Source organism: Comamonas sp. (assembly GCF_036666375.1).
GTDB lineage: Bacteria > Pseudomonadota > Gammaproteobacteria > Burkholderiales > Burkholderiaceae_C > Comamonas.
Window position 1 is genome coordinate 1 of record NZ_JAVWWA010000088.1, and the last position, 24,106, is coordinate 24,106.

27 protein-coding genes and 1 tRNA gene are annotated in these 24,106 nt (G+C 66.6%); 19 read left to right on the forward strand and 9 right to left on the reverse strand.

The genetic code is table 11. The features are described from left to right. The 6 genes from RR928_RS18495 to RR928_RS18520 all read left to right on the forward strand — a co-directional run. A partial coding sequence (locus tag RR928_RS18495; protein ID WP_332683682.1) for a hypothetical protein occupies window positions 1-320 on the forward strand: 320 nt, incomplete at its 5' end. Then, the gene (locus RR928_RS18500) at window positions 317-652 is read left to right on the forward strand and encodes a hypothetical protein (RefSeq protein ID WP_332538500.1); all 336 of its coding nucleotides are present in this window, start codon (window positions 317-319) and stop codon (window positions 650-652) included. The genes RR928_RS18495 and RR928_RS18500, both read left to right, overlap by 4 nt. Then, the gene (locus RR928_RS18505) at window positions 649-1,266 is read left to right on the forward strand and encodes a hypothetical protein (protein WP_332538499.1); all 618 of its coding nucleotides are present in this window, start codon (window positions 649-651) and stop codon (window positions 1,264-1,266) included. The genes RR928_RS18500 and RR928_RS18505 overlap by 4 nt, the downstream gene beginning before the upstream one ends. A 94-nt stretch (window positions 1,267-1,360) precedes the next feature. Next, complete coding sequence (locus RR928_RS18510; protein ID WP_332538498.1) at window positions 1,361-1,585, forward strand: DUF4224 domain-containing protein; 225 nt, start codon at window positions 1,361-1,363, stop codon at window positions 1,583-1,585. Further along, complete coding sequence (locus RR928_RS18515; protein ID WP_332538497.1) at window positions 1,582-2,604, forward strand: tyrosine-type recombinase/integrase; 1,023 nt, start codon at window positions 1,582-1,584, stop codon at window positions 2,602-2,604. Before RR928_RS18510 ends, RR928_RS18515 begins: the two co-directional genes overlap by 4 nt. A gap of 121 nt (window positions 2,605-2,725) precedes the next feature. Next, window positions 2,726-2,802 (forward strand) — tRNA-Pro (locus RR928_RS18520). 203 nt (window positions 2,803-3,005) lie between these two features. Here RR928_RS18520 and RR928_RS18525 read toward each other — a convergent pair. Next, window positions 3,006-3,644: a TetR/AcrR family transcriptional regulator gene (locus RR928_RS18525; protein ID WP_332538496.1), complete on the reverse strand. Its 639-nt coding sequence runs from the start codon at window positions 3,642-3,644 to the stop codon at window positions 3,006-3,008. 118 nt (window positions 3,645-3,762) lie between these two features. Between RR928_RS18525 and RR928_RS18530 the strand changes: the two genes are divergently transcribed. From RR928_RS18530 to RR928_RS18575, 10 genes are all read left to right on the forward strand, one after another. Continuing rightward, window positions 3,763-5,397: an acyl-CoA dehydrogenase family protein gene (locus tag RR928_RS18530; RefSeq protein WP_332683686.1), complete on the forward strand. Its 1,635-nt coding sequence runs from the start codon at window positions 3,763-3,765 to the stop codon at window positions 5,395-5,397. Window positions 5,398-5,411: 14 nt separating this feature from the next. Next, a complete protein-coding gene (locus RR928_RS18535) occupies window positions 5,412-6,923 on the forward strand; it encodes a class I adenylate-forming enzyme family protein (RefSeq protein ID WP_442881928.1) in 1,512 nt (503 codons plus the stop codon). A 121-nt stretch (window positions 6,924-7,044) separates the two neighbouring features. Then, window positions 7,045-8,727 (forward strand): TIGR04028 family ABC transporter substrate-binding protein, encoded by a 1,683-nt coding sequence (locus RR928_RS18540; protein ID WP_442881517.1) that lies wholly within the window; start codon window positions 7,045-7,047, stop codon window positions 8,725-8,727. Between the two features lie 76 nt (window positions 8,728-8,803). Further along, the gene (locus tag RR928_RS18545; RefSeq protein ID WP_332683690.1) at window positions 8,804-10,474 is read left to right on the forward strand and encodes a TIGR04028 family ABC transporter substrate-binding protein; all 1,671 of its coding nucleotides are present in this window, start codon (window positions 8,804-8,806) and stop codon (window positions 10,472-10,474) included. 33 nt (window positions 10,475-10,507) lie between these two features. Then, the gene (locus RR928_RS18550) at window positions 10,508-11,446 is read left to right on the forward strand and encodes an ABC transporter permease (RefSeq protein WP_332683692.1); all 939 of its coding nucleotides are present in this window, start codon (window positions 10,508-10,510) and stop codon (window positions 11,444-11,446) included. A gap of 4 nt (window positions 11,447-11,450) precedes the next feature. Next, a complete protein-coding gene (locus tag RR928_RS18555; protein WP_332538487.1) occupies window positions 11,451-12,335 on the forward strand; it encodes an ABC transporter permease in 885 nt (294 codons plus the stop codon). After that, on the forward strand, window positions 12,332-14,137 hold the full coding sequence (locus RR928_RS18560) for an ABC transporter ATP-binding protein (protein ID WP_332548585.1): 1,806 nt from the start codon (window positions 12,332-12,334) through the stop codon (window positions 14,135-14,137). The genes RR928_RS18555 and RR928_RS18560 overlap by 4 nt, the downstream gene beginning before the upstream one ends. After that, on the forward strand, window positions 14,058-15,146 hold the full coding sequence (locus RR928_RS18565) for a putative FMN-dependent luciferase-like monooxygenase (RefSeq protein ID WP_332538485.1): 1,089 nt from the start codon (window positions 14,058-14,060) through the stop codon (window positions 15,144-15,146). The genes RR928_RS18560 and RR928_RS18565 overlap by 80 nt, the downstream gene beginning before the upstream one ends. Then, entirely contained in the window at window positions 15,143-15,811 is a 669-nt protein-coding gene (locus RR928_RS18570) for a CMD domain protein (protein ID WP_332683695.1), read from the forward strand. Before RR928_RS18565 ends, RR928_RS18570 begins: the two co-directional genes overlap by 4 nt. Next, the gene (locus RR928_RS18575; RefSeq protein ID WP_332538482.1) at window positions 15,808-16,422 is read left to right on the forward strand and encodes an alkylhydroperoxidase domain protein; all 615 of its coding nucleotides are present in this window, start codon (window positions 15,808-15,810) and stop codon (window positions 16,420-16,422) included. Before RR928_RS18570 ends, RR928_RS18575 begins: the two co-directional genes overlap by 4 nt. A 10-nt stretch (window positions 16,423-16,432) precedes the next feature. Here RR928_RS18575 and RR928_RS18580 read toward each other — a convergent pair whose 3' ends face one another. After that, window positions 16,433-17,302 carry a VOC family protein gene (locus RR928_RS18580; protein WP_332538480.1) on the reverse strand — a complete coding sequence of 290 codons (870 nt, stop codon included), beginning with the start codon at window positions 17,300-17,302 and terminating at the stop codon, window positions 16,433-16,435. Between the two features lie 184 nt (window positions 17,303-17,486). On the opposite strand from RR928_RS18580, the gene RR928_RS18585 reads away from it, so the two are divergent. Further along, window positions 17,487-17,906 (forward strand): thermonuclease family protein, encoded by a 420-nt coding sequence (locus tag RR928_RS18585; RefSeq protein ID WP_332538479.1) that lies wholly within the window; start codon window positions 17,487-17,489, stop codon window positions 17,904-17,906. Window positions 17,907-17,919: 13 nt separating this feature from the next. Here the strand turns inward: RR928_RS18585 and RR928_RS18590 are convergent, their stop codons facing one another. Both RR928_RS18590 and RR928_RS18595 read right to left on the reverse strand, forming a co-directional pair. Beyond that, window positions 17,920-18,333 (reverse strand): hypothetical protein, encoded by a 414-nt coding sequence (locus RR928_RS18590; RefSeq protein WP_332538478.1) that lies wholly within the window; start codon window positions 18,331-18,333, stop codon window positions 17,920-17,922. Window positions 18,334-18,437: 104 nt separating this feature from the next. Further along, a complete protein-coding gene (locus tag RR928_RS18595; RefSeq protein WP_332538477.1) occupies window positions 18,438-18,650 on the reverse strand; it encodes a hypothetical protein in 213 nt (70 codons plus the stop codon). Window positions 18,651-18,868: 218 nt separating this feature from the next. On the opposite strand from RR928_RS18595, the gene RR928_RS18600 reads away from it, so the two are divergent. Together RR928_RS18600 and RR928_RS18605 are read left to right on the forward strand one after the other, a co-directional pair. Further along, window positions 18,869-19,903, forward strand: coding sequence for a porin (locus RR928_RS18600; RefSeq protein ID WP_332538475.1), 1,035 nt, complete (start codon window positions 18,869-18,871; stop codon window positions 19,901-19,903). A gap of 244 nt (window positions 19,904-20,147) precedes the next feature. Then, window positions 20,148-20,309 (forward strand): hypothetical protein, encoded by a 162-nt coding sequence (locus RR928_RS18605; RefSeq protein ID WP_332538474.1) that lies wholly within the window; start codon window positions 20,148-20,150, stop codon window positions 20,307-20,309. Between the two features lie 9 nt (window positions 20,310-20,318). Here RR928_RS18605 and RR928_RS18610 read toward each other — a convergent pair whose 3' ends face one another. From RR928_RS18610 to RR928_RS18630, 5 genes are all read right to left on the reverse strand, one after another. Further along, window positions 20,319-21,056, reverse strand: coding sequence for a hypothetical protein (locus RR928_RS18610; RefSeq protein ID WP_332548592.1), 738 nt, complete (start codon window positions 21,054-21,056; stop codon window positions 20,319-20,321). Continuing rightward, entirely contained in the window at window positions 21,053-22,042 is a 990-nt protein-coding gene (locus tag RR928_RS18615) for an MlaD family protein (RefSeq protein ID WP_332538470.1), read from the reverse strand. Before RR928_RS18615 ends, RR928_RS18610 begins: the two co-directional genes overlap by 4 nt. A 33-nt stretch (window positions 22,043-22,075) precedes the next feature. Next, window positions 22,076-22,879 (reverse strand): MlaE family ABC transporter permease, encoded by an 804-nt coding sequence (locus RR928_RS18620; RefSeq protein WP_332538469.1) that lies wholly within the window; start codon window positions 22,877-22,879, stop codon window positions 22,076-22,078. A gap of 48 nt (window positions 22,880-22,927) precedes the next feature. After that, window positions 22,928-23,437 carry a disulfide bond formation protein B gene (locus tag RR928_RS18625; RefSeq protein WP_442881516.1) on the reverse strand — a complete coding sequence of 170 codons (510 nt, stop codon included), beginning with the start codon at window positions 23,435-23,437 and terminating at the stop codon, window positions 22,928-22,930. 43 nt (window positions 23,438-23,480) lie between these two features. Continuing rightward, window positions 23,481-24,106: sulfate/molybdate ABC transporter ATP-binding protein (locus tag RR928_RS18630; RefSeq protein ID WP_332683701.1), on the reverse strand; the 626-nt coding region annotated here is incomplete at its 5' end.

The window sequence follows — 24,106 nt, forward strand, 5'->3', positions numbered from 1 at the left end:
AAGAAACCGGACTGATGTTCAAGGCGCCCCTGGTGCGCTCCATCCTCGATGGGACAAAGACGCCAGACAGCAGTGAAGTGGTATCGGAGGAAGAGCTGATCGCCGCATTTCGCGGGACGAACTTCGGCACCACGGAGCACCGCCACCTGCTGCACCAGGCTGTGCTCAAGAAGGCCTGCGGCTACCACTGCGGCCACACCATCACGATGATCATGCGTGACCTGGGCTTGATCTGCAAAAAAGAGCCGCTGCTTCCGACCCGCAAGGGCCGCGACCTGATGCGAATCGCATTCCGCGAACAGATGATGGAGGGACCATGACCACAGCACAGACACAAGCCGAGGCGACGTTCACCACAGAGCAGGCATCCGAGCGCGCCAAATCGTGGTGCGCGGCGCATCCTGGCTGGCAGCGCATCTGCGACATTGCAAACACCGACGCACTCTACAAGACCTATGCAGAGCTGCCACAGCGAGTACAGCGGTCATGGGAGGCGAACGGTGGAGAAGCTGAATGGAAGGAGTTCGGCCGCGCGCCATGCAAGGTGCCGAAAGGCTTCATCTCTGGCGCCGGCAAGTTCTACCGCGACGTTCTGGACGTGCCGCGCTTTCATAACCTGATGATGGTGTTCAAGACTGGAGCGCGAGCATGACCACAGAACAAGACCAACAGAGCCGCGCGGACTTCGAGCGCGAGCTGATCGCAAACCGCCAGTTCAAACCGTCCGACTTCTGCTTCATCGACGGCGCCTATACCGGTGACGACGATGTGCAGTTCGCTTGGGATGTCTGGCAAGCAGCGCGCGCACTGCCTGCGGGCATGGAGCCGGTTGCGGAGGTTCTTTCAAGTCGCCCAGGGAATGATACTTCTGTCATCGACAAAGCAATGCCGGCGGGCGCCAAGCTATACACCACAGCCCAGGCGCAGGCCATGGGCCGCGTGCCGCCAGGATGGCAGGCCGTACCGGTGGATCTGCCTGATGTGATGGTGGACGCTTTCGAAAACGCCATGGAGGCCGCAACGACCCATGTGCGCAATTTCAGGGCAGCATGGCACGCCCTGCTCGCAGCAGCCCCGCGGCCACCAGCCGCGCAGAAGCACTACCGCCTGCTGCAGCGCAACGTCGACACCATTCAGGCGGACGACGAGTTTCTCCGCGATGACGCTGCGACCTGGAAAACGGACCCGAAAGGGATCTTTGTAGGCATGCCCTACATGAGCAATGTCCCGCGACCAGCGCGCCGCGCGATCGAGCCCACGCCATGAGCCACCGCAAACGAGAGCGCCGCGACAAGCGCGCAGCAATCCCCGACTTTGACCAGCCCGCCCAGCAAGCGGGCTTTTTTGCAACTGGACTGTCATGACCATCCTGATGACTGATCAAGAGCTGATTGATCTCACCAGCTATCAATGGCCCTCAAAGCAACTGGCTGCACTGAAGAAACAAGGCTTCTTCCGGGCGCGAATCAATGAGCGTACGGGCCGCGTTTTGCTCGAGCGTGAGCACTACACAGCAGTTTGCTCTGGCCCTTTGCCAACCCCAGCACCCAAAGTGCGTCCCCCAACCCTCAGGAGAGTGGCATGAAGCAACGATCGCTACCCAAACGCGTATACAAAAAACATGGCTCCTATTGGCACGTTCGTTCATCCGGCAAGAAGAAACTATGGACCAGGCTTTCTTCAATCAGCGACGGCTTGCCAGCTCTCTATCGAGCGCTCGCCGAAGTTGAACAGGAGGACACGGCCCAGGATTTGATGCCTGCCTTGATCAAAACCTGGCTCATCGAAGTGGACTCAAAGCACAGCGCCAAAACGCAAGCCAATAGCGCTTACCAAACACGCAATATCAGCGAGTCCTTTCAGGAGTTCCGCGCGAAGGAGGTGACGGCACCCAGTGTGCTGGAGTTCCTCAAGCATTTCGCCGACAAGCCCCGGACGTACAACGCGTATCGCGCAATGCTGCGCGAGTTGATGCGATTTGCAGAGCAAAAAGGCTTCAGGGATCCTGGCACAAATCCAGTGGACAGTCTTAAAACGGCGACCATCAAAGCCAGAACTCGATATATCACCGACTCGGAAGTCCGGCGGATCAAGGTGTCCGCGATGTACGGTGACGACGGCCTGCGCACGCGCGCCGGTGCCACCTTGTGCGCCTTGATCGACATGGCCTACCTGACGGGCCAGCGCATCGGCGACTTGCTTACGCTCGAATGGTCTGGGGTGGGCAAGCACGGCATCAGTTTTCAACCGGCCAAGATCGAAGACTCCACGGGCGCCAAGGTATTGATCGAATGGAGTCCCCGCCTGACGGAACTGGTAGCGCGCATCAAGTTGCTGCCCAAAAGCAATGCCCAGTTCGTGTTCTGCACTCTCCAAGGCAAGCCTTACACCTACTCTGGCGCGTCCACCGCCTGGAAGCGCGCCGTGAAGCGAGCAGGTATCAAAAACTGCCACTTTCATGACCTTCGAAGCAAGGCACTCACCGACGTGGACAAGGGTCGTGGGATCATGGATGCGCAGCGAATGGGCGCACATTCCACGCAGTCACAGACCGCTGGTTACGTCCGCCACAAGCTCGCAATACGTGTTGGCGCGACACGCTAAGTTGTCTAACTTAGATTCCACGCTCAGAGGCAAGGCGTGGGTCGATGGACGTTCGAAAGTTAGACAAATTTAATGCCGCGAACTCATTGGACCCCGAAAAAACCCTTACAATACAAGCTGTCGGAGCGTAGCGCAGCCTGGTAGCGCATCTGCTTTGGGAGCAGAGGGTCGCGAGTTCGAATCCCGCCGCTCCGACCAGTGATTCAAGGCCTTGGCTAGAAATAGCCAAGGCCTTTTGTCCGTCTGGCTCCGGGCAATCCACAAAAGGCCCGCTTGCAGGATCTGGTCAGGTCAGGCCAAACCCCAGTCCTCAGCCGAACTCCAGCAAACAATGCCGATTCCTTTCAACTGCATGTAAGCTGCAATCGATCCGGGAGATCCGTTGTGCCGCAGACCGGGCTTCACCCCGGCAGCAGGGCTGAGAGGTAGGAATGTATGGCCTGCCGCGCCTGGCGCTCCAGCGCCGGCACATCGGGGCGCTCAGGCGTGCGGATATAGGTGTGGGCGCACAGGCCGTAGAGAATGGTCTGCGCCACGCGTGCGGCCTCGCGCACGGGAAAGGCCGCAGGCAGGTCCGATGCCGCGTCGAACGCACTCCCCCATTCGCCCACGAAACGGTCATACATCGTGCGGTAGGCCTCGGCGCTCGAAAAGTGGCGCTCCAGCAGGTAATGCGCGCTCCATTCCTGGGCCGCGCCCGTGTGGGCCGCCAGTTGGGAGTCGATGACCGCGTCCACCATCTCGCGCAGCGGGCGCCCGGCCGCAGCCATGCGCGCATCCCGCAAGGCCGCGAGCAAGGTCTTGGTGCGCAGATGCAGGCAGACCCGCGCCAGGTCTTCCTTGCTCGCGAAGTATTCGTAGAAGCTTCCCAGGCCCGTTCCGGCCAAGGCCACGATCTCGCGGATCGTCATGCGCGCATACCCTTGCTCCACCAAAAGCCGAACAAAGGCCTGCTGCAGCGCCAGCGAAGTGTGCAGCGCGCGCGACTGGCGCGGCTTTCTGCGCGGGGACGGAGGTCGAGGCAAGCTTCTGGAAGACATGTGAGCGGAATCCGAACACCTGATAGCGTGGTTTTGCCTAGAATTTTTGCATGGCCGTGCCGCGTTTTCCAAACCAGGCCCAGCCCAATGCGTTCAAGAGCCTTCAAGGAGAGTCAGCATGACAGGCATCCATCCCGACAACCAGGCGCCCGAACTCAAGGACTACAACCTCTACACCAGCGACCCCGTGCTGCGCCGCGCGGTCGCGCGCGGCGCAGCCCAGTGGCGCGACGCCGAGCTGGTGCGCCAGGGCGAGGAATATGGCGCCGAAGCGACCTTGCGCGCCGCCGAGGACGCAAACCGTTACGCACCCGAACTGCAAGCGCTGTCGCCGCGCGGCGAGCGCATAGACCAGGTGAAGTTCCACCCGTCCTGGCACACCATGATGGCCATGGCCAGGCGCAATGGCATTGCCAACCTGCCTTTCGTGGACGCGCGGCCCTCGGCCTGGTCGGCCTACGCGGCCTCGCTGTACATGCACAGCCAGATCGAGTCGGGCTCCACCTGCCCGACCACCATGACCAAGGCCTGCATTCCGCTGATGCGGCTGAACGCGCCGCTCCATGCCCTGACCGCGCCTTTGCTCGCCTCGCTCGAACACGATGCGCGCGACATTCCGCTGGCGCAGAAAAGCTCGATGACCGTGGGCATGGGAATGACCGAAAAACAGGGCGGCAGCGACGTGCGCACCAACACCACGCAGGCTGTGCCCGCGGGCCAGGGCCCCTGGGGCGAGGAGTTCCTGCTCACCGGCCACAAATGGTTCTTCTCCGCGCCCATGTGCGATGGCCACCTGGTGCTGGCCAAGACGCGCGAGCGCGGCTCGACCTGCTTTTTCGTGCCGCGCTGGCGGCCCGACGGCAGCAGGAATCCGATCCACATCCAGCGCCTCAAGGACAAGGTCGGCAACCGCTCCAACAGCAGCAGCGAAGTGGAGTTCCAGGATGCTTTCGGCGTGCTCATAGGCGAGGAAGGCCGCGGCATCTCGACCATCATCGAGATGGCCACGTTCACCCGGCTGGACTGCGCGCTGGCCAGCGCCGGCTTCATCCGCCAGGCCCTGGCCCAGACACTGCACTACACGCGCCACCGCCATGCGTTCGGCAAGGCGCTGATAGACCAGCCGCTGATGACCGAACTGCTGGCCGACATCGCGCTCGAGTCCGAAGCCGCGACGCTGCTGGCCATGGAGCTGGCCAGCCACTTCGGCGCGACGGCGCCGCTGGACACCGCCTGGCGCCGCGTGATGACGCCGGTCGCCAAGTTCTGGAACTGCAAGCGCGCCGTGGGCCTCACGGGCGAAGCGATGGAAGTGTTCGGCGGCAACGGCTATGTGGAGACCGGCCCCATGGGCCGGCTGTTCCGCGAAGCGCCGGTCAACTCGATCTGGGAAGGCTCGGGCAACGTGATGTGCCTGGACGTGCTGCGCGCGGTGTCGCGCAATCCCGACGACGCCCATCTGCTGCTAGACCATCTGCAGGACATCGCCACGCAGGCGCCGCAGCTGCTGGCCCAGGTGCAGCAGCTGCGCGCCGCGCTGCAGCTGCCGCCCGAGACGCTCGAACCCCAGGCCAGGCGCTTCACCCAGCGGCTGGCGCTCACCGCCCAGGGCTGCCTGATGCTGCAGCACGCGAGCACCGCGGCCGCGTCGGCCTTCATCGGCAGCCGTTTCGATCCCGACTGGGGCCCGGTCATGGGCATCACGTCGGGCAGCCATGATACGGCCGCGCTGCTGCGCGCGGCCTGGGCTTGAGGAGTCACCAGATGATGGATTTCGTTTCGCTGCTCGATCAGCAGGCACGCAGCCAGCCGCACAAGCAGGCCTTGCGCGGCGCGGGCCGTTCCTGGACCTATGAGGAGCTGGCCCAGGCCAGCCGGCGTGCGGCCACGGTGCTGCGCGCCCAGGGCGTGCAGGCCGGCGACAAGGTCGCGCTGCTGTGCTTCAACACGCCGGGCTTTGTCTTCGCGCTGTTCGGCGCCTGGCGCCTGGGCGCGGCCGTGGTGCCGGTCAACCACAAACTGCAGGCGCCCGAGGTCGACTACGTGCTCGCGCATTCCGGCGCGCGCCTGTGCCTGGTGGACGGCGCTCTGGCGCCGCTGGCGCAGCGCGTGGTCGCTCCCGTCACCTGGCTCGCGACCGACAGCGCAGCGCCGGCGCTGGCCGATTTCGACGCGCTGCTGGAGGCCGCCGCGCCGCTCGCCGGTGACGACTCGCCTGCGGCCGACACGCTGGCCGAAGTGCTCTACACCTCGGGCACCACGGGCCAGCCCAAGGGCTGCCTGCACAGCCACGCCAACGTGTTTCACGCCGCCTTGTGCGCCGCGGCCAGCACCGCGCTGAGCCACCGCGACCGCACCCTGATTGCCATGCCCATCTGGCATTCGTCGCCGCTCAACAACTGGCTGCTGGGCACGCTGCTGATGGGCGGCACGGCCGTGCTGCTGCGCGAATACGCACCCCAGGCGTTTCTCGACACACTGGTTGACGAGCGCATCAGCTTCACGTTCGGCGCGCCGATTGCGTTTCTCGCGCCGCTGGCGGTCGTGCCCGATATCGCCAGCTACGATTTCAGCGCCATGCGCCTGTGGGCCTACGGCGGCGGGCCGCTGGGCGCGGACATGGCGCGCAAGCTCGCGCAAAGCTACCGCAGCGACCGTTTCGTCCAGGTCTATGGCATGACCGAAAGCGGGCCGCTGGGCACCGTGCTCCACCCCGAAGAGGCGATCGCCAAGGCCGGCTCCATAGGCCGCGTAGGCGTTCCCGGCGTGGCCATCGAAGTGCGCCGGCCCGACGGCCGGCGCTGCGAAGCGGGCGAAGTCGGCGAGATCCACATGCGCTCGCCGGCGATGATGCAAGGCTATCTGGACAACCCCCAGGCCACGGCCGCGGCGTTCGACGCGCGCGGCTGGTACCGCAGCGGCGACCTGGCGCGCGTCGATGAAGACGGCTTCCTGTTCATCGTCGACCGCCTGCGCGACATGATCATCACGGGCGGCGAGAACGTCTACTCCAAGGAAGTCGAGGATGCGCTGGGCGCCCATCCCGATGTGCAGGACGTGGCCGTGATCGGCCGACCGCATGCCGAGTGGGGCGAGACCGTGGTCGCCGTGCTGGTCGCGCGGCCGGGCCGCACGCTCGCGCCCGACGAATTGCGCGCTTTCCTGGAGACCCGGCTCGCGCGCTACAAGATTCCACGCGTCTTCGACCTGCGCGACGCGCTGCCGCGCACGGCCACGGGCAAGCTGCTCAAGCACCAGTTGCGCGGCCAGGCCGCGTGACTATGCGGAAATCAAATAAGGAAGTGACGATTTATACGTTCACAACCTAAGCAGGCAAACGCACCATTCAAGGACTTTCACGCCGTGCCCGCCTCTTGCGCGCCGGCCAGCATCGTCCCTTATGGAGCCTGCCTTGCCGTTCATTTCCCGCCGTTCCCTTCTGGCCTCGGCCAGCTTGTCCGTTGTTCTGGGCAGCGCGCTGCTGACCGCCTGCTCCAGGCAGCAGCCGTCGGCCCAGACCCCGGCCGCGGCCCTTACGCCAGTCAGCGGCGGCGTGCTGGTCTATCTGGAGCAGCAGGCCCACACCAACCTCTACCCTCCCGCGGGCGGCTTCTATCCGAATGGCGGCGTGCTCAACCAGATCACCGACAAGCTGACCTACCAGAATCCCGAGACGCTGGAGATCGAGCCCTGGATCGCCGAGTCCTGGACCGTCAACGACAAAGCCACCGAGTACACCTTCAAGCTGCGCCCCGGCGTGAGCTTTTCCGACGGCACGCCGCTGGACGCCGCGGCCGTGGTGAAGAACTTCGATACTTTCGGCCTGGGCAACCGCGAGCTCAAGCTGCCGGTGTCCGAGGCGATCAACAACTACGAGCGCGGCGAAGTGGTGGACCCGCTCACGGCGAAGTTCTATTTCAGGCAGCCTTCGCCCGGCTTCCTGCAGGGGACGTCGGTCATAGGCTCGGGCCTGGTGTCGCCAGCCACGCTCGCGCGGCCGTTCGAGGAACTGGGCGATGCGACGCGCATCATCGGCTCGGGCCCGTTTGTCATCGCCAGCGAAGTGCTGGGCAAGGAGCTGGTGCTCAAGGCGCGCGCCGACTACCAGTGGGGCCCGGCCAAACACGCGCACCAGGGGCGCGCGCGGCTCGACGAGATCAAGTTCATCGTCAACAACGAAGACGGCGTGCGCATAGGCGCGCTGCTGTCGGGCCAGGCGGGCTTCATCCGCCAGGTCCAGGCCTATGACGAAAAGCGCGTCACCGACAAGCAGTTCAGCATCTACGCGCCGTCGACGCGCGGCGTCAACAACGGCCTGTATTTCCGCCCTGACAACCCGCTGGTCGCCGACCTCAAGGTGCGCCAGGCACTGCTGCACGCGACCGACACCCAGGCCATCGTCGACACGCTGTTCTCCCGCCATTACCCGCGCGCCACCTCGGTGATCGCGGCCAACGCCCAGGGCTATGTCGATCTGTCGAGCAAGCTGGCCCATGACCCGGCCAAGGCCGCGAACCTGCTCGACGCGGCCGGCTGGGTGCCGGGCGAAGGCGGCATACGCCATAAGGACGGCAAGCCGCTGGAGCTGGCCGCCTATGTCGCCCTGCCCCAGCCGCAGAACAAGGAAACGCTGCAGCTCGTGGCCCAGCAGTGGGCCAAGGTGGGCGTGCGCTTCAATGTGCTGACCGGCGACAACGGCAGCTCGGCCGTCGACAACCTCGACCCCAAGAAGACGCCCGTGATGGCCACCATGGTCGGCCGCGCCGACCCCGATGTGCTCAAGAGCCAGTTCTATCCGAGCAACCGCAATGTGCTGCTGCAAAAAGGCGGGGTCAGCCAGCTGGTGCAGTCGTTCGAGGACGCGCAGCTCAACCAGTTGCTCGAGCGCATTGCGGCCGAAACCCAGCCCGCCCAGCGCCTGGCACTGGTGGGCGAGGCGCAGAACCATCTGCTCGATCAGGCCTACGTGATTCCCATCTTCGAGGAGCCGCAGGCGTTCGCCGGCGCGCCCTGGTTGCGTGATGTGGGCTTCGAGGCCGTGGGCCGGCCGAGCTTTTACGCAAGCTGGATCGCGCCGCACTGAACACCGCTCCCCGAATCCGTTTTTCCCTCCTGTCCCCGGCTGGCGCGCCGCGCCATGCCCGCCTTCCCGCGTTGTCATGACTTCAAAAGCAATCATTCCTTGCGCCAGCGCGCTGGCCCGGCCGCTGGCCGCCGTCGCGCTGGCGCTGGCCCTTGCGGGCTGCAACAAGGCCCCGGACACCGCGGCCAGCACGTCGGCTACGCCGCAAAACGGCGGCACCCTGGTCTATCTGGAGCAGCAGGCGCACAACGCGCTGTATCCGCCCAATGGCGGCTTCTATCCGAATGGCGGCATCCTCAACCAGATCACCGACAAGCTGACCTACCAGAACCCCAGGACGCTGGAGATCGAGCCCTGGATCGCCGCCTCCTGGAGCATCAACGCCGACGCCACCGAATACACCTTCCAGCTGCGCCCCGGCGTCACGTTCTCGGACGGCACGCCGCTGGACGCCGACGCCGTGGCCGCGAACTTCGACCGCTTCGGCCTGGGCGACAAGACGCTCAAGCATTCGGTCTCGGAGGTGATCAACAACTACGCGCGCAGCGAAGTGCTCGACCCGCTCACGGTGAAGTTCCATTTCAGGCAGCCTTCGCCGGGCTTCCTGCAGGCCACCTCGGTGATCGGCTCGGGCCTGGTGTCCAAGGCCACGCTGGCGCTGTCGCTCGATCAGCTCGGCGATGCCACGCGCATCATCGGCTCGGGCCCGTTCGTGGTCAGCGGCGAAGTGCTGGGCAAGGAAGTCAACCTGCAGGCGCGCGACAAGTACAACTGGGGTCCGGTCAAGCTGGCCCACCAGGGCCGCGCGCGGCTGGACGCGATCAAGATCATCGTCACGCCCGAAGACGGCGTGCGCATAGGCGCACTGCTGTCGGGCCAGGCCGGGCTGATACGCCAGGTCCAGGCCTATGACGAAAAGCGCGTGAACGAGGGCAGGTTCCCGCTGTATGCGGCGTCCACGCGCGGCGTCAACGACAGCCTGGCCTTGCGCCCGGACAACGCACTGCTCGCCGACCTCAAGGTGCGCCAGGCCTTGCTGCATGCGACCCATGCCAAGGAGATCGTGCAGACGCTGTTCAGCGCCAACTACCCCCAGGCCAGGGGCGTGCTCGCGGCCAGCGCCGCGGGCTTTGTGGACCAGAGCGCAGAACTCGCATACGACGCCGAGCGCGCACGCGCGCTGCTTGACGCAGCCGGCTGGAAGCTGCAGGCCGACGGCATGCGCGCCAAGGACGGCCGGCCGCTGGCGCTGTCGACCTACGAGTCGCTGAACTATGTGCAGAACCGCGAAGTGCTGCAGCTCGTGGCCCAGCAATGGGCCAAGGTGGGTGTCCAGCTCAACGTGCTTTCGGGCGACCTGGGCAGCAAGACCATAGACAGCCTCGATCCCGAAAAGATCGCCCTGCTGCCGGCCATGGTCGGGCGCGCCGACCCCGACGTGATCAAGAGCAACTACTACCCGACCAACCGCAATCTGCTGCTGCAAAAGGGCGGCATCAGCCAGAAGGTCCAGTCGTTCGAGGACCGCAAGCTCAACGGCCTGTTCGAGGCGATTGCGGCCGAGCCCGACACCGCGCGCCGGCTGGAACTCACGCGCCAGGTGCAGCGTTATCTGCTCGCGCAGGCCTATGTGATTCCGCTGTTCGAGGAGCCCCAGGTCTATGCGGGCGCGCCCTGGCTGCATGGCGTGGACTTCGAGGCCGTGGGCCGGCCCAGCCTCTACGCCGCCTGGATCGCGCCCCACTGACGGCACGCGGCATTTTCTTCAAGGCCAACGACCATGTCCCGCTATCTGACGAGTCGCATCGCCCAGGCCCTGCTGGTGCTCTGGGCGGCGTTCACCGCCTCTTTCGTGCTCCTGCAGTTCCTGCCCGGCGATGCGGTGCTGATCAAGTTCCTCAACCCCGAGCTGGGGCTGAGCCCCGAGCAGCTGGCAGAAATCCGGCTGGCCTATGGCGCCGATGCGCCCCTGTGGCAACAGTACGGCCACAGCCTGCTGAACTTCCTGCGCGGCGATTTCGGCTACTCCATGCAGGCCGGCGTGCCGGTCAGCGACAGCCTCGCGACCAGCCTGCCGCCCACGCTCAAGCTCGCGGCCTCGGGCTTCAGCGCCGCGCTGCTGCTGGCCGTGGCGCTGTCCTTTCTGTCGAGCCAGCTGGGCTTTGGCTGGCTGCGCGCGGCGCTGCAGTCGCTGCCCTCGCTGTTTGTCTCGGTGCCGGTGTTCTGGCTGGGCATCATGCTGATCCAGGTGTTCTCGTTTCGCCTGGGCTGGGTGCCGGTGATCAACCCCGGCCCCTGGGAAGGCCTGGTGCTGCCCACGCTCACGCTGGCCGTGCCGATTTCCGCGCCGCTGGCGCAGATCCTGATACGCAATATCGACGCCGTGCTGACCCAGCCTTTCGTCGCCGTGGCCCGGGCCAAGGGCGCGAGCCGCACCTGGGTGCTGTGGCGCCATGTGGCGCGCAATGCGCTGCTGCCCACGCTGACCATGGCCGGCATCCTGTTCGGCGAGCTGCTCGCCGGCGCCGTGGTCACCGAAGCGGTGTTCGGACTGAACGGCCTGGGCAGCCTGACCCAGCAGGCCGTGGCCAATCAGGACACCGCCGTGCTGCAGGCCATCGTGGTGATTTCCGCGACCTCTTTTGTCTTGATCAATCTGCTTGTGGACCTGCTCTATCCAGTGCTGGACCCACGGCTGCGCACCCGCCTGGAGGGCTGAAGCCATGAGCGCATTACCTGATACATTCCCTTCCCTGTCGACGCCTGCGTCGTCCACGCTCGCCGCGCGCGCGCACTCCGTCTGGCGGCGCGCGCGCCGCGGCCCGCTGAGCCTGTGGCTGGCCTGGCTGGTGCTCGCCGCCGTGGCGCTGTGCGCGCTCGCGCCTGGCCTGTTGACGCATTTCAGCCCGGTGCAAGGCATTGCGGGCCAGCAGCTGCAGGCCCCGGGCGCCGCGCACTGGCTGGGCACCGACGCGCTGGGCCGCGATGTCTATACGCGCGTGGTCTACGGCGCCGTGCACTCGCTGTCGGGCGCGTTTGTCGCCGTCGCCATGGGGCTGGTGCTGGGCACGCTGCTGGGTCTGATCGCCGGCGCGAGCGGCGGCCTGGTTGACGACGCCATCATGCGCCTGGTCGATGTGCTGCTGTCGGTGCCCGCCCTGCTGCTGTCGCTGGCCATCATCATCATTCTGGGCTTCGGCACCATCAACGCCGCGATCGCGGTGGGTGTGGCGTCGATCGCGGGCTTTGCGCGGCTGCTGCGCTCAGAGGTGGTGCGCGTGCGCCGCTCCGACTATGTGGAAGCCGCATTCGGCAGCGGCGGGCGCTTCTGGCCCGTGCTGTGGCGCCATGTGCTGCCCAACTCGCTGACCTCGGTGATCGCGCTCGCGGCGCTGCAGTTCGGCTCGGCCATCCTGGCCATCTCCACGCTGGGCTTTTTGGGCTATGGCGCGCCGCCGCCCACGCCTGAATGGGGCCTGCTGATCGCCGAAGGCCGCAACTACATTTCCACCGCCTGGTGGCTGACCACCGTTCCCGGTCTGGTCGTGGTGCTGGTGGTGCTGTCCGCCAACCGCATCAGCGCCGCACTGCACAAGGCCAACGCATGAACCGCCTGCAACAACTCCTGCGCCGCATACGGCCCGCGGCCGCGCTGCCCACCGCGCCCATTCAAGCCACCGCCTCCGCCGCCGTGCCGGTGCTGTCGCTCAGCGACCTGGTCATCGCCTATCAGGAAGGCCAGCAGCCGGCCCAGAACGTGGTCCATGGCGTGAGCTTCGATGTGCTGCCCGGCGAAGTCGTCGCGCTGGTGGGCGAGTCGGGCTCGGGCAAGACCACGACCGCCCAGGCGGTGATTGGCCTGCTCGCCGAGAACGGCCGCCTGGTCTCGGGCCGCATTCAGCTGGGAGGCCGCGACATCACGCGCTGGAGTCCGCGCCAGATGGATGGCCTGCGCGGCGCGGTGGTCAGCCTCATTCCCCAGGACCCGACCAGCTCGCTCAATCCCGTGCAGACCGTGGGCCGGCAGGTGGCCGAGATACTGCGGCTGCACGACGGCGCGCGCGGCGCGGCGGCACGGCGCGCGCGCCAGCAACGCGTGATCGAACTGCTGGGCCATGTGGGCCTGTCGCAGCCCGAACTGCGCGCGCGCCAGTATCCGCATGAGCTGTCGGGCGGAATGAAGCAGCGCGTGCTGATCGCGATCGCGATCGCGCTCAAGCCCGCGCTGATCATCGCCGACGAGCCGACCAGCGCGCTCGATGTGACGGTGCAAAAGCGCATTCTCGACCTGATCGACGAATTGCGCCGCGAATCGGGCACGGCCGTGCTGCTGGTCACGCATGACCTGGGCGTGGCCGCCGACCGCGCCAACCGCCTGGTCGTGCTGCAGGGCGGGCGTATCCAGGAACAAGGCAGCACGCACGAGGTCCTGGCCAACCCGCGCAGCGCGTATACGCGCAAGCTGCTGGCCGACGCGCCGTCGCTGGCCCAGGGCCGGCAGCGCCCGGCCACCGAACGCAGCGCGCGCAACGAAGCGCCGGCCGTGGTCGTCGAAGACCTGGTCCACCAGTTCGACCTGCCCGGGCGCAGCGCGCCGTTCGTCGCCGTCGACAAGGTCTCGTTCAGCGTGGCGCGCGGCACCACGCATGCGATCGTCGGCGAATCGGGCTCGGGCAAGACCACTACGGCGCGCGATGTCGTGGGCTTTCGCCAGCCGACTTCGGGCCGCATCCTGATCGAAGGCCAGGACCTCACGGCGCTGCGCGGCGAAGCGCTGCGCCTGGCGCGCCGGCGCATACAGCTGGTGCACCAGAACCCGTTCTCGTCGCTCGATCCGCGCCAGACCATCTTCGAGATCATCGAGGAGCCGCTGCGCAACTACGAGCGCCTGGCGCGCGCCGAGCGCGAGGCGCGCGTGCGCGAAATGCTCGAGCGCGTGGGCCTGGGGCCCACGCTGCTCGCGCGCCGGCCGCACGCGCTGTCGGGCGGCCAGCGCCAGCGCGTGGCGATTGCGCGCGCGCTGGTGCTCCGGCCCCAGGTGGTGGTGTTCGACGAAGCGGTCTCCGCGCTCGACGTGACCGTGCAGGCGCAGATCCTCGCACTGCTGGAGAAACTGCAGCGCGAGCTGGGCCTGACCTATCTGTTCATCTCCCACGACCTGGCCGTGGTGCGGCAGATCGCCGACACCGTGAGCGTGCTGCACAACGGCCGCCAGGTCGACGCCGGCCCCATCGAGGACGTCTTCGAGCGCCCCGGCAGCGACTACACGCGCGCGCTGATTGCCGCCATTCCCGGCCAAAAGCATTGGCCTTCTTCCCCCCGCATCCCACATGACGCAACCGCAGATTTCCACTCCTTCGCACACCGCAGCGCAGCCCAAACGCCTGGGCTTTTTCAGCAGGCTGCTTGACGAGGCCGGCGCCGCCGAGCGCTACCAGCTGGTCGCCGCGCAGATCCGCCATGCCGAAGCCCATGGCTTCGATTCGGCCTGGGTCGCCCAGCACCATTTCCACGAGCACGAAGGCGGCCTGCCCGCGCCGCTGGTGTTTCTCGCCTACCTCGCGGCCCAGACCCGGACCATACGCCTGGGCACGGGCATCATCACCTTGCCGCTGGAAAACGCGCTGCGCGTGGCCGAGGACGCGGCTGTTCTCGACCTGCTGGCCAACGGCCGGCTCGAAGTCGGCGTGGGCACGGGCGGCACGCCCGCCTCGTTCACCGCGTTCGGCCTCGACAGCGAACAGCGCCGCGAGATCTTCGCGGGCCAGCTCGCCACGCTGCGCAGCGCCTGGGCCGGCGAAGCGCTCGCCGGCGGCGACCGCCTCTACCCCGCTGGCGCGCAGCTGCTCGGCCGCCTGTGGCAGGCCACGTTCTCGCCGCAGGGCGCGGCGCTGGCCGGCGCGGCCGGCGACGGCCTGATGCTGTCGCGCACCCAGCCGCGCAGCGCCCAGGCCCCGCAGGCCACACTGGCCGAGATCCAGCATCCCATCATCGACGCCTATCTCGCGGCGCTGCCCGCGGGCCGGGCGCCGCGCATCGTCGCCTCGCGCAGCCTGTTCGTCGCCGACGACCGCACGGAAGCGCTGCGGCTGGCAGAGCTCGGCCTGCGCCGCAGCATTGCGCGCTCCGCCACCCTGGGCAAGTCGCTGGTTCCCGCCGACGCGCCGCTGGCGCAGATCATCGCCGCCTATGACGTGCATGTGGGCACGGTCGCCGATGTGGTCGCCTCGCTGCGCGCCGACACCACGCTCGAGCGCGTGAGCGACATCGTGTTCCAGGTGCACTCCATAGACCCGCCGCAGGCGCAGATCCTGCGCTCCATCGAACTGATCGCCACCGAAGTCGCGCCGGCGCTGGGCTGGCGCGCGCGCGCCGCCACCTCCACGACCACCGATTCACCCCTGGAAGCCTTTGCATGACCGCACCAAGCCACACCCTTCCCGACCACCAGCCAGACCTGCCCGATGTGATCGACCAGCTGCTGGCCATTCTTCCCGGCGACCCGCTGGACCGGATTCGCGCCCAGCGCCCGCAGGCGCGCATCCATGCCCAGCAAAGCTATCTGGCGCTGTTCCATCCCGCCGCGCCCGTGGTCGGCAACGTCACGGCGCTTGAGCGCCATGCGCTGGCCTGGTGGGTCGCCACGCTGCACGCCGCGCCCCATGTCGCCGGCTTCTACGCCCAGGGCCTGCAGGCCGCGGGCGCCGGACAGTCCCTGCTGGGCGCACTGGAGCAGGCCGCCGACTGCGCACGCGGCCAGGGCCCTTATGGCCGCTATCCAGCAGGCCCGCTGAGCGTCGAAAACCAGGACGGCCCCGTGTATGCGCTAGACAGCCGTCTGCGCGCCGTACTGGGCGAAAAACTCGCGGCCGCATTCGAGCAGGCGCATCTGCTGGTCTTCCATCCGCGCGACGCGAGTCCCGCGGGACTGCAGGCCCTGCTCGATGCGGGCTGGGACAACACCGACATCGTGATCCTGTCCCAACTCATCGCTTTCCTGAGCTTCCAGATCCGCGTCGTGCATGGCCTGCGCACGCTGCAAGCCCATCCCGCCACCGCCTCCCCCCGCCTGGAAACCGCATGACCTATCCCGAAAACGCGCTCATCGCCCACCCCGACAATCAGCCGCCGGTGGCATTCACCCAGGCCCAGCTCGACTGGCTGCCCTGGATCGCGCCCTTGCCCGAGCAAGATTTCAGCGCGCGCCACCAGGCCGGCCTGGTCGATGCCGCGCGCATCAAGTCGCCTTACTTCCGCCTGCTGGCGCGCGACCCCGACACGCTGGCCGCGCGCACCAGGACCGACAAGGACATCTTCTACAACCCCGAAGCCGGTCTGCCGCGCGCCGAGCGCGAGTTGGCCGCGGCTGCGACCTCGCGCCACAACGGCTGCATCTACTGCGCTTCGGTGCACGCGCGCTTTGCGAGCCATTTCTCCAAGCGCAGCGACGATGTGCAGCGCCTGCTGGACCAGGGCAGCGGCGCCGATCTGGGCGACGAACGCTGGAACGCGATCGCCGCGGCCAGCGTGGCGCTGAGCAACACGCCTTCGTCGTTCGACCAAAGCCATGTGCTGCGCCTGCGCGCCGCGGGCCTGGACGACGCGGCGATCTCGGACGCCATCCATGGCGCGGCCTTCTTCAACTGGGCCAACCGGCTGATGCTGTCGCTGGGCGAACCCACGCCCGCCGGCTGACACGCGCCGATCAGAGCCCGGCCTGGCGCTGGTAGTCGATCAGCGCCCCATGGGTCAGTCCCCTGGGCAGTTCAGCCGCACGGCCCCAGGGCAGCGCCTCGGCGCCCAGGCGGCCGCGCAGCGCAAAGCCCAGCAGGCCCTGGCCGCGCTGGCGCAAGAGCGCAGTCAAGGCCTGCGCCGCCTCGGCCTGGCTGTCGCGGTCGGGCTCGAGCAGCACCAGGCTCGTGCCGCCCTGCGCCACGCCATGCTCGCTCGCATGCGCGGGCAGATCCAGGCTTGCCAGGCGCAGTCCGGTGCCGGCCAGGCGCAGCGGCGCGGTGCGCAGCGCATCCTTGCCCAGCAAGGCCTGGTAGCCGGCCAGCGTGGCTTCCAGACTGTTGACCACCAGCGTGACGCTGGCCACGCCGCTCACGCCATTGGAATGCTCGCGCACCGCGCCGTGCTGCACGCGCAGTTGGCGCGGCGTGATGTCGCCGCACAGAAAAGGCAGGTCGGGCGTCGCGGCCCTGGCGATCTGCCACTTCAGCAGTTCGCCATCGGGCCGGGCGCGGCCGCCATCGAGCGGGCCTTCGAGCGCGAGACCGCCAGCACGCGCGCGCTCGACCTGGGCCCTGACATCGCCGGGGTGCAGCGCGAAATCGACCAGGCCTTCGCCCTGCGACTGCAGCCACTGCCACCAGCGGTCGTCGGCCAGGCCCTGGCCATGCCAGGCAATCAGTTCCAGGTAGCTGCCGTCTTCGAACACCACCAGGGCGTTGTGCGTGGGCCGGCCCGGATGGCGGCCGCCCTCGATGACATGAAAGCCCAGCGCGCCATAGTCGGCAATGGTGCGCGGCAGATCGGCAACGGCGATCACCAGATGGTCCAGGGAAAGTGTCATGTGCGGAACCTTGAAAAGACGGAGTGAATGGACGGCCCTTCAGTCTGGACCTGCAGGGGGCTGCCTGGCAATCCGGTTTTCCGCATGTGCAAGTTGATGGCCTGCATATCGATACCGCGGTCTGGCGGCGCAAGCCATGCCTGCGTCGGGATATCAGGAGATATCTTGGCGGCATCATGTGCGGATGATCTCCGCGGTCCTCGTCTGTCTGGTCGTCGGCATCAGCGATGGCGACTCCCTGAGCGTGCGCTGCGCGGCGGCCGAACCGCAGCGCCAGGTGCGCATCCATGCGATAGACGCGCCCGAGCGCTACCAGTCGTTCAGCGACGCGGCGCGCAGCAGCCTGGCCGCGCTGTGCTTCGACATCCGGGCCCGCATCCGGCTGATTGAAACCGATGACTTTGGACGCACCGTGGCCCAGGTCGAGTGCCGTGGAGAAGATGTGGCCCGCCACCAGGTGAGCGCAGGCATGGCCTGGGTCTACGCGCGCTATGCCCGCATGCGTCCCGACCTCCCGGCACTGCAGGCGCGTGCCCGCGCCGAACGCCGCGGGCTGTGGGCCGATGCGCATCCGGTGGCCCCCTGGACATGGCGCCACCGCTGAAGCCCGGGCCCGTTCAATAACAGGCTTCGAATTCTTCCTCGGTCTGACGCTCCAGGTCGCGCATGCGCAGCACGCCTGCGCGCTTGGAGAACTTGAAATGGCGCTTGACCAGCTGATCGGTCAGGAAGCACTCGCTGCGCACTTCCACGCCATCGCTCACCACAACGACAGGCTCGCTCGCCCTGCAGACCATGGCATCCAGGCTGTTGCCCTGCTGGGGATTCATGAAACCATAGCGAAAGAACCGCGGCTGCACCACGAGGTACGAAGGAGACGCCAGGCCCGCACGCTCCTGGCGCAGGCAGGCTTCCGAAGACCGGTTCGCCAGATAGCTGCCGACGAACTCCTCGGGGATCAGGTGCTCGGGCGCGGCGCCCACGCTGCCCAAAGCAAGCGCTCCTATGCAGACGACGAGAACTCTGCGCATACCCGCCCTTCCCTCAATGTAATCAAAGGCTGGAAATTTAATAGCCATGGACTATTAAAACAATTATCCGATACCCTATGTTTGCAAAGTGTTGAGTTGCGGGCTCACAGCGGCGCCCTGTCGCCCGAGGCGATGCGCCGCAGCGCGTCAAGCGCTGCCTCGCGCGACGGCCAGGTCTCCCCGTTGAGCAGGATGTTGTGCTCATCCACGACGAAACTGGTGCAATACCAGACGCCATCCGCATGGCGCAGCGTGGCGCTGTAGCTGCTGCCATCGTTCTCGCCAAAGACATTTTCTTCGGGTGCTTCGGACTGCATACAGGTCTCCTTGTACATATCGGGAAGCCCATTGTGCGGTCACCGGGGCGCAGCGGCAACCTGGATGACGCGCGGGCCGCAGACAGACGATTGTTGGCGACATGCAACAGTCATTTGTTCGACACAAGCATATATTCACGCAGGACGGGTCCTACGGCCAAAGCTGGCACAGGTCTTGCTATATTCACATTTCCTAACCTTTTATTACAGGAGTCCCTATGAAGAAGTCCCTGCTCGCCCTGGTTGCAGCCCTTGCATGCGCTGGAGCGGCACATGCCCAAAGCACGGTGCAAATCTCCGGTCTGGTCGATGTCTACGCTGGCTCGATGCGCCAGTCGGGCAGCGTCGGGCGCACCAGCACCGTGGGTTCGGGCGGCATGACGACCTCGTGGATTGGCTTCTCGGGCAAGGAAGATCTGGGCGGCGGCCTCAAGGCCGAGTTCATGGTGAACTCCTTCCTGCGCGCCGACGTCGGCAATCTGGGCCGCTACGATGGCGACCCGGCATTCTCGCGTGATGCCTACGTCGGTCTGTCGGGTGGCTTCGGCGCGCTGCGCCTGGGCCGCTCCAAGGCGCCCAACTTCCTGCCGACCATTCTGGCCAACCCCTACGGCGACTCGTTCACCGTCTCGCCGCTGGTGCTGCACGCCAACATGGCCAGCCTGCCCGCCTGGGGTTTTGGCAACCTGACCACGCCCGCCGACACCGGCTGGAGCAACCAGGTGACCTACTCCACGCCCAGCTTCGGTGGTCTGAGCGCCAATCTGCACTACCAGTTCGGCGAGCAAGCCGGCGACTCGGGCAAGCGCAACGTGGGCCTGAACGTGATGTATTTCGGCGGCCCGCTGACGCTGCTGGGTTTCTACGAGAACGTGAAGGTCAACAACCCGGTGGCGCTGACGCCTCTGGCCAACACCAAGACCGACTGGATGCTCGGCGGCACCTATGACTTCAGCGTGGTCAAGGCCTATGCCACCTACGGCCAGGCCGAAGTCGACGCCACCAACTTCGAAGCCCGCACCATTTCGCTGGGCCTGGACGTTCCAGTGCTGGGCAAGGCCGGCACCGTGAAGGCCGCTGTCGCCCGCACCAAGGTGGAAGGCCCGGTCAATGCCACGCGCACCACCGCCAGCGTCGGTTACGACCACTTCCTGTCCAAGCGCACCGATCTGTACAGCGTGGTCATGCACGACAAGATCACCAGCCTGAAATCGGGCACCAGCCTGGTGCTGGGCGTGCGCCACCGTTTCTGATGATCCCCATTCGCGTGCATGCCTGCGGGCCTGCACGCCCTGCAAAAAGCGAAGCCTTGTGCTTCGCTTTTTTTTCGCCCGCACATCGCGGCATCACGGGCGTCATCGGCACGCGCATTTGTCCCACAAGGAAAACGCTGGATCCGAGCTGCAATCGAGGGGTCGCAGGATGAATGGCATAGCTTTCAATCGGTGCGACGTTTCGCCCCTTCCCTGTCGCCATTCACCTCTTCAAGGAGGTCCCATGCAAGCCTATCCTTCGATCTCTCGCCACCCCCTGGTGGCCTTCGCCATCACCGTCGTGCTGGCCGTCGCTTCAATGACTTTGATGCTGTGGATTGACAACGCGGCCCAGGCCGCGGACAGCGTCCAGGTGGTCGACCTGTTCTCGCTGCTGGACGAATAAAGTCCAGTTCTAGCGCCCTGCGGCTGCCAGATCGGACGCGGGTGCGCTTGGCGCCTGGCCTTCGAGCACACGCACGCGGCGTTCCAGCCGCTGCGCGTTTTCCATGTCTCCGGCCTGCCGGGCCTGGCTGGCAGCCAGCAGCAACCAGGCTAGCAACGGGCGTCGCCATCCTTGCGCAGCGGCGGTATCCACCGCCGCCACCAGCAAGGCCGGCGACGGCCCCTGGGCGCGCAGCACCACCGATGCCGCAAGAAGCCGTGACAGCGGTGCGGACACTGCCTTCACCGCGGCCAGCGCAGCGCCCTCACCATTCGCCAAAGCCCGGGCCACGGGCTGTTGCGTTTCGGGCAGCAAGGCAATCTGCTGCGCCGACAGCGGCTGCGCCTGCAGATAACGCGCATAGGCCTGTTCCTGCGGGTCGGCATCGATGGCCAGCAATTGGTACTCGCCGCATTCATTCCACTGCAGACTCGCGTGCTCGACCGCGCAGCGCATGAGCGCCAGTCGCGCGAGCAGCTGCGGGCTCGCGGTGCGCCGCACCTCGGCGCGCGCCTTGTCCCACTCGAGCGCCTGCACGCGCTGATCGGCGCGCAGATAGGCCTGGGTCGCGCGGTCGGACGCCGATTCGGCGTTGAGCGCCCAGTCCGCTGCTGGAGGCTTCTGGCTGCAGGCGGCCAGCGTGCCGCCGAGCAGTGCGATCGCGCACCAGCGGATCCAGGGAGGGGAAAGGCGGCGTATCACGGTCATGGCAGTTCAAGCTCCGGCTTGCGCGCCAGCGGCCACTTGCGCTGGAGGTCGGCAAGAATATCCTCGAGGCGGCGCAGATTGCTTTCGACTTCGCCGCGCAGCGCGCCCAGATCAGTCGTCGCCTCGCGTGCATTGGCGCCCACGGCCTGGGCTTCGACCAGCACCGCATCGACCTTGCGCAGGCTCTGGCGCGTGTCCGCCAGCAGGCCGTTGAGCTGCGCCACGGTGGCGCGCACTTCGGGCATCACGCCGTCGGCATCGAACACCTGGCGGTCGGCGCGCACCACCAGTTGCTCCATGCGCGCGATCAGCGCATTCGCGCGCTCCAGCGTGAGCACGACCTTGCGCGCATCGGCCTCGTTGCCCATGAGCACGCCCAGCGCCCCGCCCGGGCCCTGCAGGCGCTCGGCCAGCGACTGGACCTGGCCCAGCACCCCGCCCAGCGCCGAATCCTGGGCCGTCATCGCGCCCAGATTGGCCAGCAGCTCCTTGGCCGAGGCCATGATCTGCGGAATCTCGGCCGTGGCATCGCCGCGCAGCACGGGCCGCACGGAGTTCTCGGCCAGCGGTGGGTCGGTGAGAATGCCGCTGTAGGCCTTGATGGTCGTGCCGCCCACCAGACCGCGCACCAGCGTGAAGATGCTGGACTCGCGCAGCCAGTGCGCGTCCTTGCGCGGCACGTCGACGACGATGCGCACATTGCCATCCTCGGACAGCTCGATGCGGCGCACGCGCCCTATCGGAAAACCCGAGAACGTCATGTCCATGCCGACCACCACGCCTTCGGAGTCGTCGGTGGTCAGCACCAGCTGCTGCGTGGGCTCGAACACGCCGCGCGAATACAGCAGGTACAGCGCCGAGCCGAAGACCAGCGCCAGCGTGAACAGCAGCAGCGCCGCGGCCTTGGCGCGCAGATGGGCCACGGGGCGCAGCTCGGCCGGCGAATGCAGCCCCGCCGCCTCGGCGCCCGATTCAGTGGGGTCCATGGTGATTCCCGAACATAGCCAAGCTCCAAAACATCAATAGTAATTGCCCATAAGCGAAAGCACCTCGATCAGCAGCAACACCGCGAACATGCGCGTCAGCCCACCGAGCTCGCGCCCTTCCTGGCGCAGCCGCGGCAGCGGCGAATACCAGCCCGAGGCCAACGGAATCAGCGCCACGGCCAGGCTGAAAAAGAGCGTCTTGAGCGTGAACACCAGCGTCACCACGGGCGAGAACACATGGCCGAACAGCCGGGTATAGGCGGGCAGTCCCGCGAGATTGAAACCGTAGACGCTCAGATAGACCGTGACCAGCGCCACCACGCAACTGAGCGCAGCCAGCGTCAGGCAGGCGAACAGCCCGCCCACGGCGCGCGGCAGCAGCTCGCTGCGCACCGGGTCCAGCCCGAGGCGCTGCAGCGCCTGGGCGCGCCCGCGCAGGCGCAGCTGCACCAGCTGCGTGCCATTGGGAATGGTGCAGCGCATGGCGACGAAAAGACAGGCGGTCAGCGGAATCAACTCGAGCACCAGCACGCGCACCACCATTTCCAGCGCGTAACGCGAGAGCCCGTAGCTCAGCGCGGTGACGATCACGATGCGCGTGATCACCGCACACAGCAGCGCCGCGAGAGCCGTGAAGCCTATCAACACCGGCCCGGTCTGCACATACAGCTGGTAGGCCATGCGCGCGCGCGACTGCCCGCGGTAGCTCGACGGCGAGAGCAGCAGCACGAGAATCACCGCGCCCAGATAGACGCTGCGCCACCAGGCCGACGCGGTCTCGCACGCGCCGTCCCAGATGCGCGCGGCGATATCCAACGTGGAATGGCTCAGACTCATTCGGCCATGATACGGTGCGCCACCGGCGGCGCAGCCGGCAAGGGGCAGTTAACGCGCTGCGCGCTGGCGCACGAACAGTGCGACCAGGGCCAGCGCCATCACCACGAAGCAGATGAACGACCAATTGGCGATCGAGCCGCCGAGGAAGGTCCAGTCGATCGCAGTGCAATCGCCCGAGCCGCGGAAGATCATGGGAATCGCGCGGCTCAAGGGGTAGTTTTCGACCATGCCGTAGAAATCACGGCCGCAGGTCGCGATCTCGGGCGGGTTCCATTGCAGCCAGCTCTGGCGCGCGGCGACAAAGGCGCCAAAGCCCGCGCTCAGCAGCGCCAGGCCGCCCCAGCCCAACAGCCAGCCGCGGCCGCGGCGCAGGCTCGCGATGCCGGTAAACACCGCCACGCCGATCAGCGCATAGCGTTGCACGATGCACATGGGACAAGGCTCGAGCCCCTGGCCATATTGCAGATACATGCCAAATGCCAGCATGGCCACGCAGGCCGCGCTGATCAGCGCCAGCACGCGGCGCGGCGCCGTTTCCATCCAGTTCAACAACACCATTTTTCTTGTCCTTCAAAGGCCGCGGCGCGGCCCCTGGGAACCGTCAGATGCCTGCAGCCTGGTCAATAAACACGCGGGTCCTGCGCGGTGTCACCACCAGCGTTTCGCCTTCCTTGAATCCCAATTCCTTGAACTGATGGGCAGGAATCTGCGCTTCGATCAAGGCATCCTCCCCGTTCTGGGTGGTTGAATGATTATCGTCGGCGGGAATAAGTTCCAGGCGTGCGATGGGACCGACAACGATTGCCCGCTCCAGGCGCGCGACGATGCCGCGCGGACGGCCCTGGGCATCCATGTTCTGGCCCGGCGAATAGCGCTCGACGTCGAGGTCATGCGGTCGCACATAGGCGAACGCCTTGGCGTTCTTCGCATCATCGGCTTCGGGCGCGTCGATCTCGATGCCGCTCATGTGCACCAGGCCTTCGTTGGCGCGGCCGTGGAACAGGTTCACGTCGCCCAGGAAGCCATAGACGAACGGACTCGCGGGGTTCTCCCAGACTTCCTGGGGCGAGCCGCTTTGCTCGATCTTGCCCTGGTTGATCACCACCACGCGGTCGGCCACTTCGAGCGCCTCCTCCTGGTCATGGGTCACGAAGATCGAGGTCACATGCAGTTCGTCGTGCAGGCGGCGCAGCCAGCGGCGCAGTTCCTTGCGCACCTTGGCGTCGA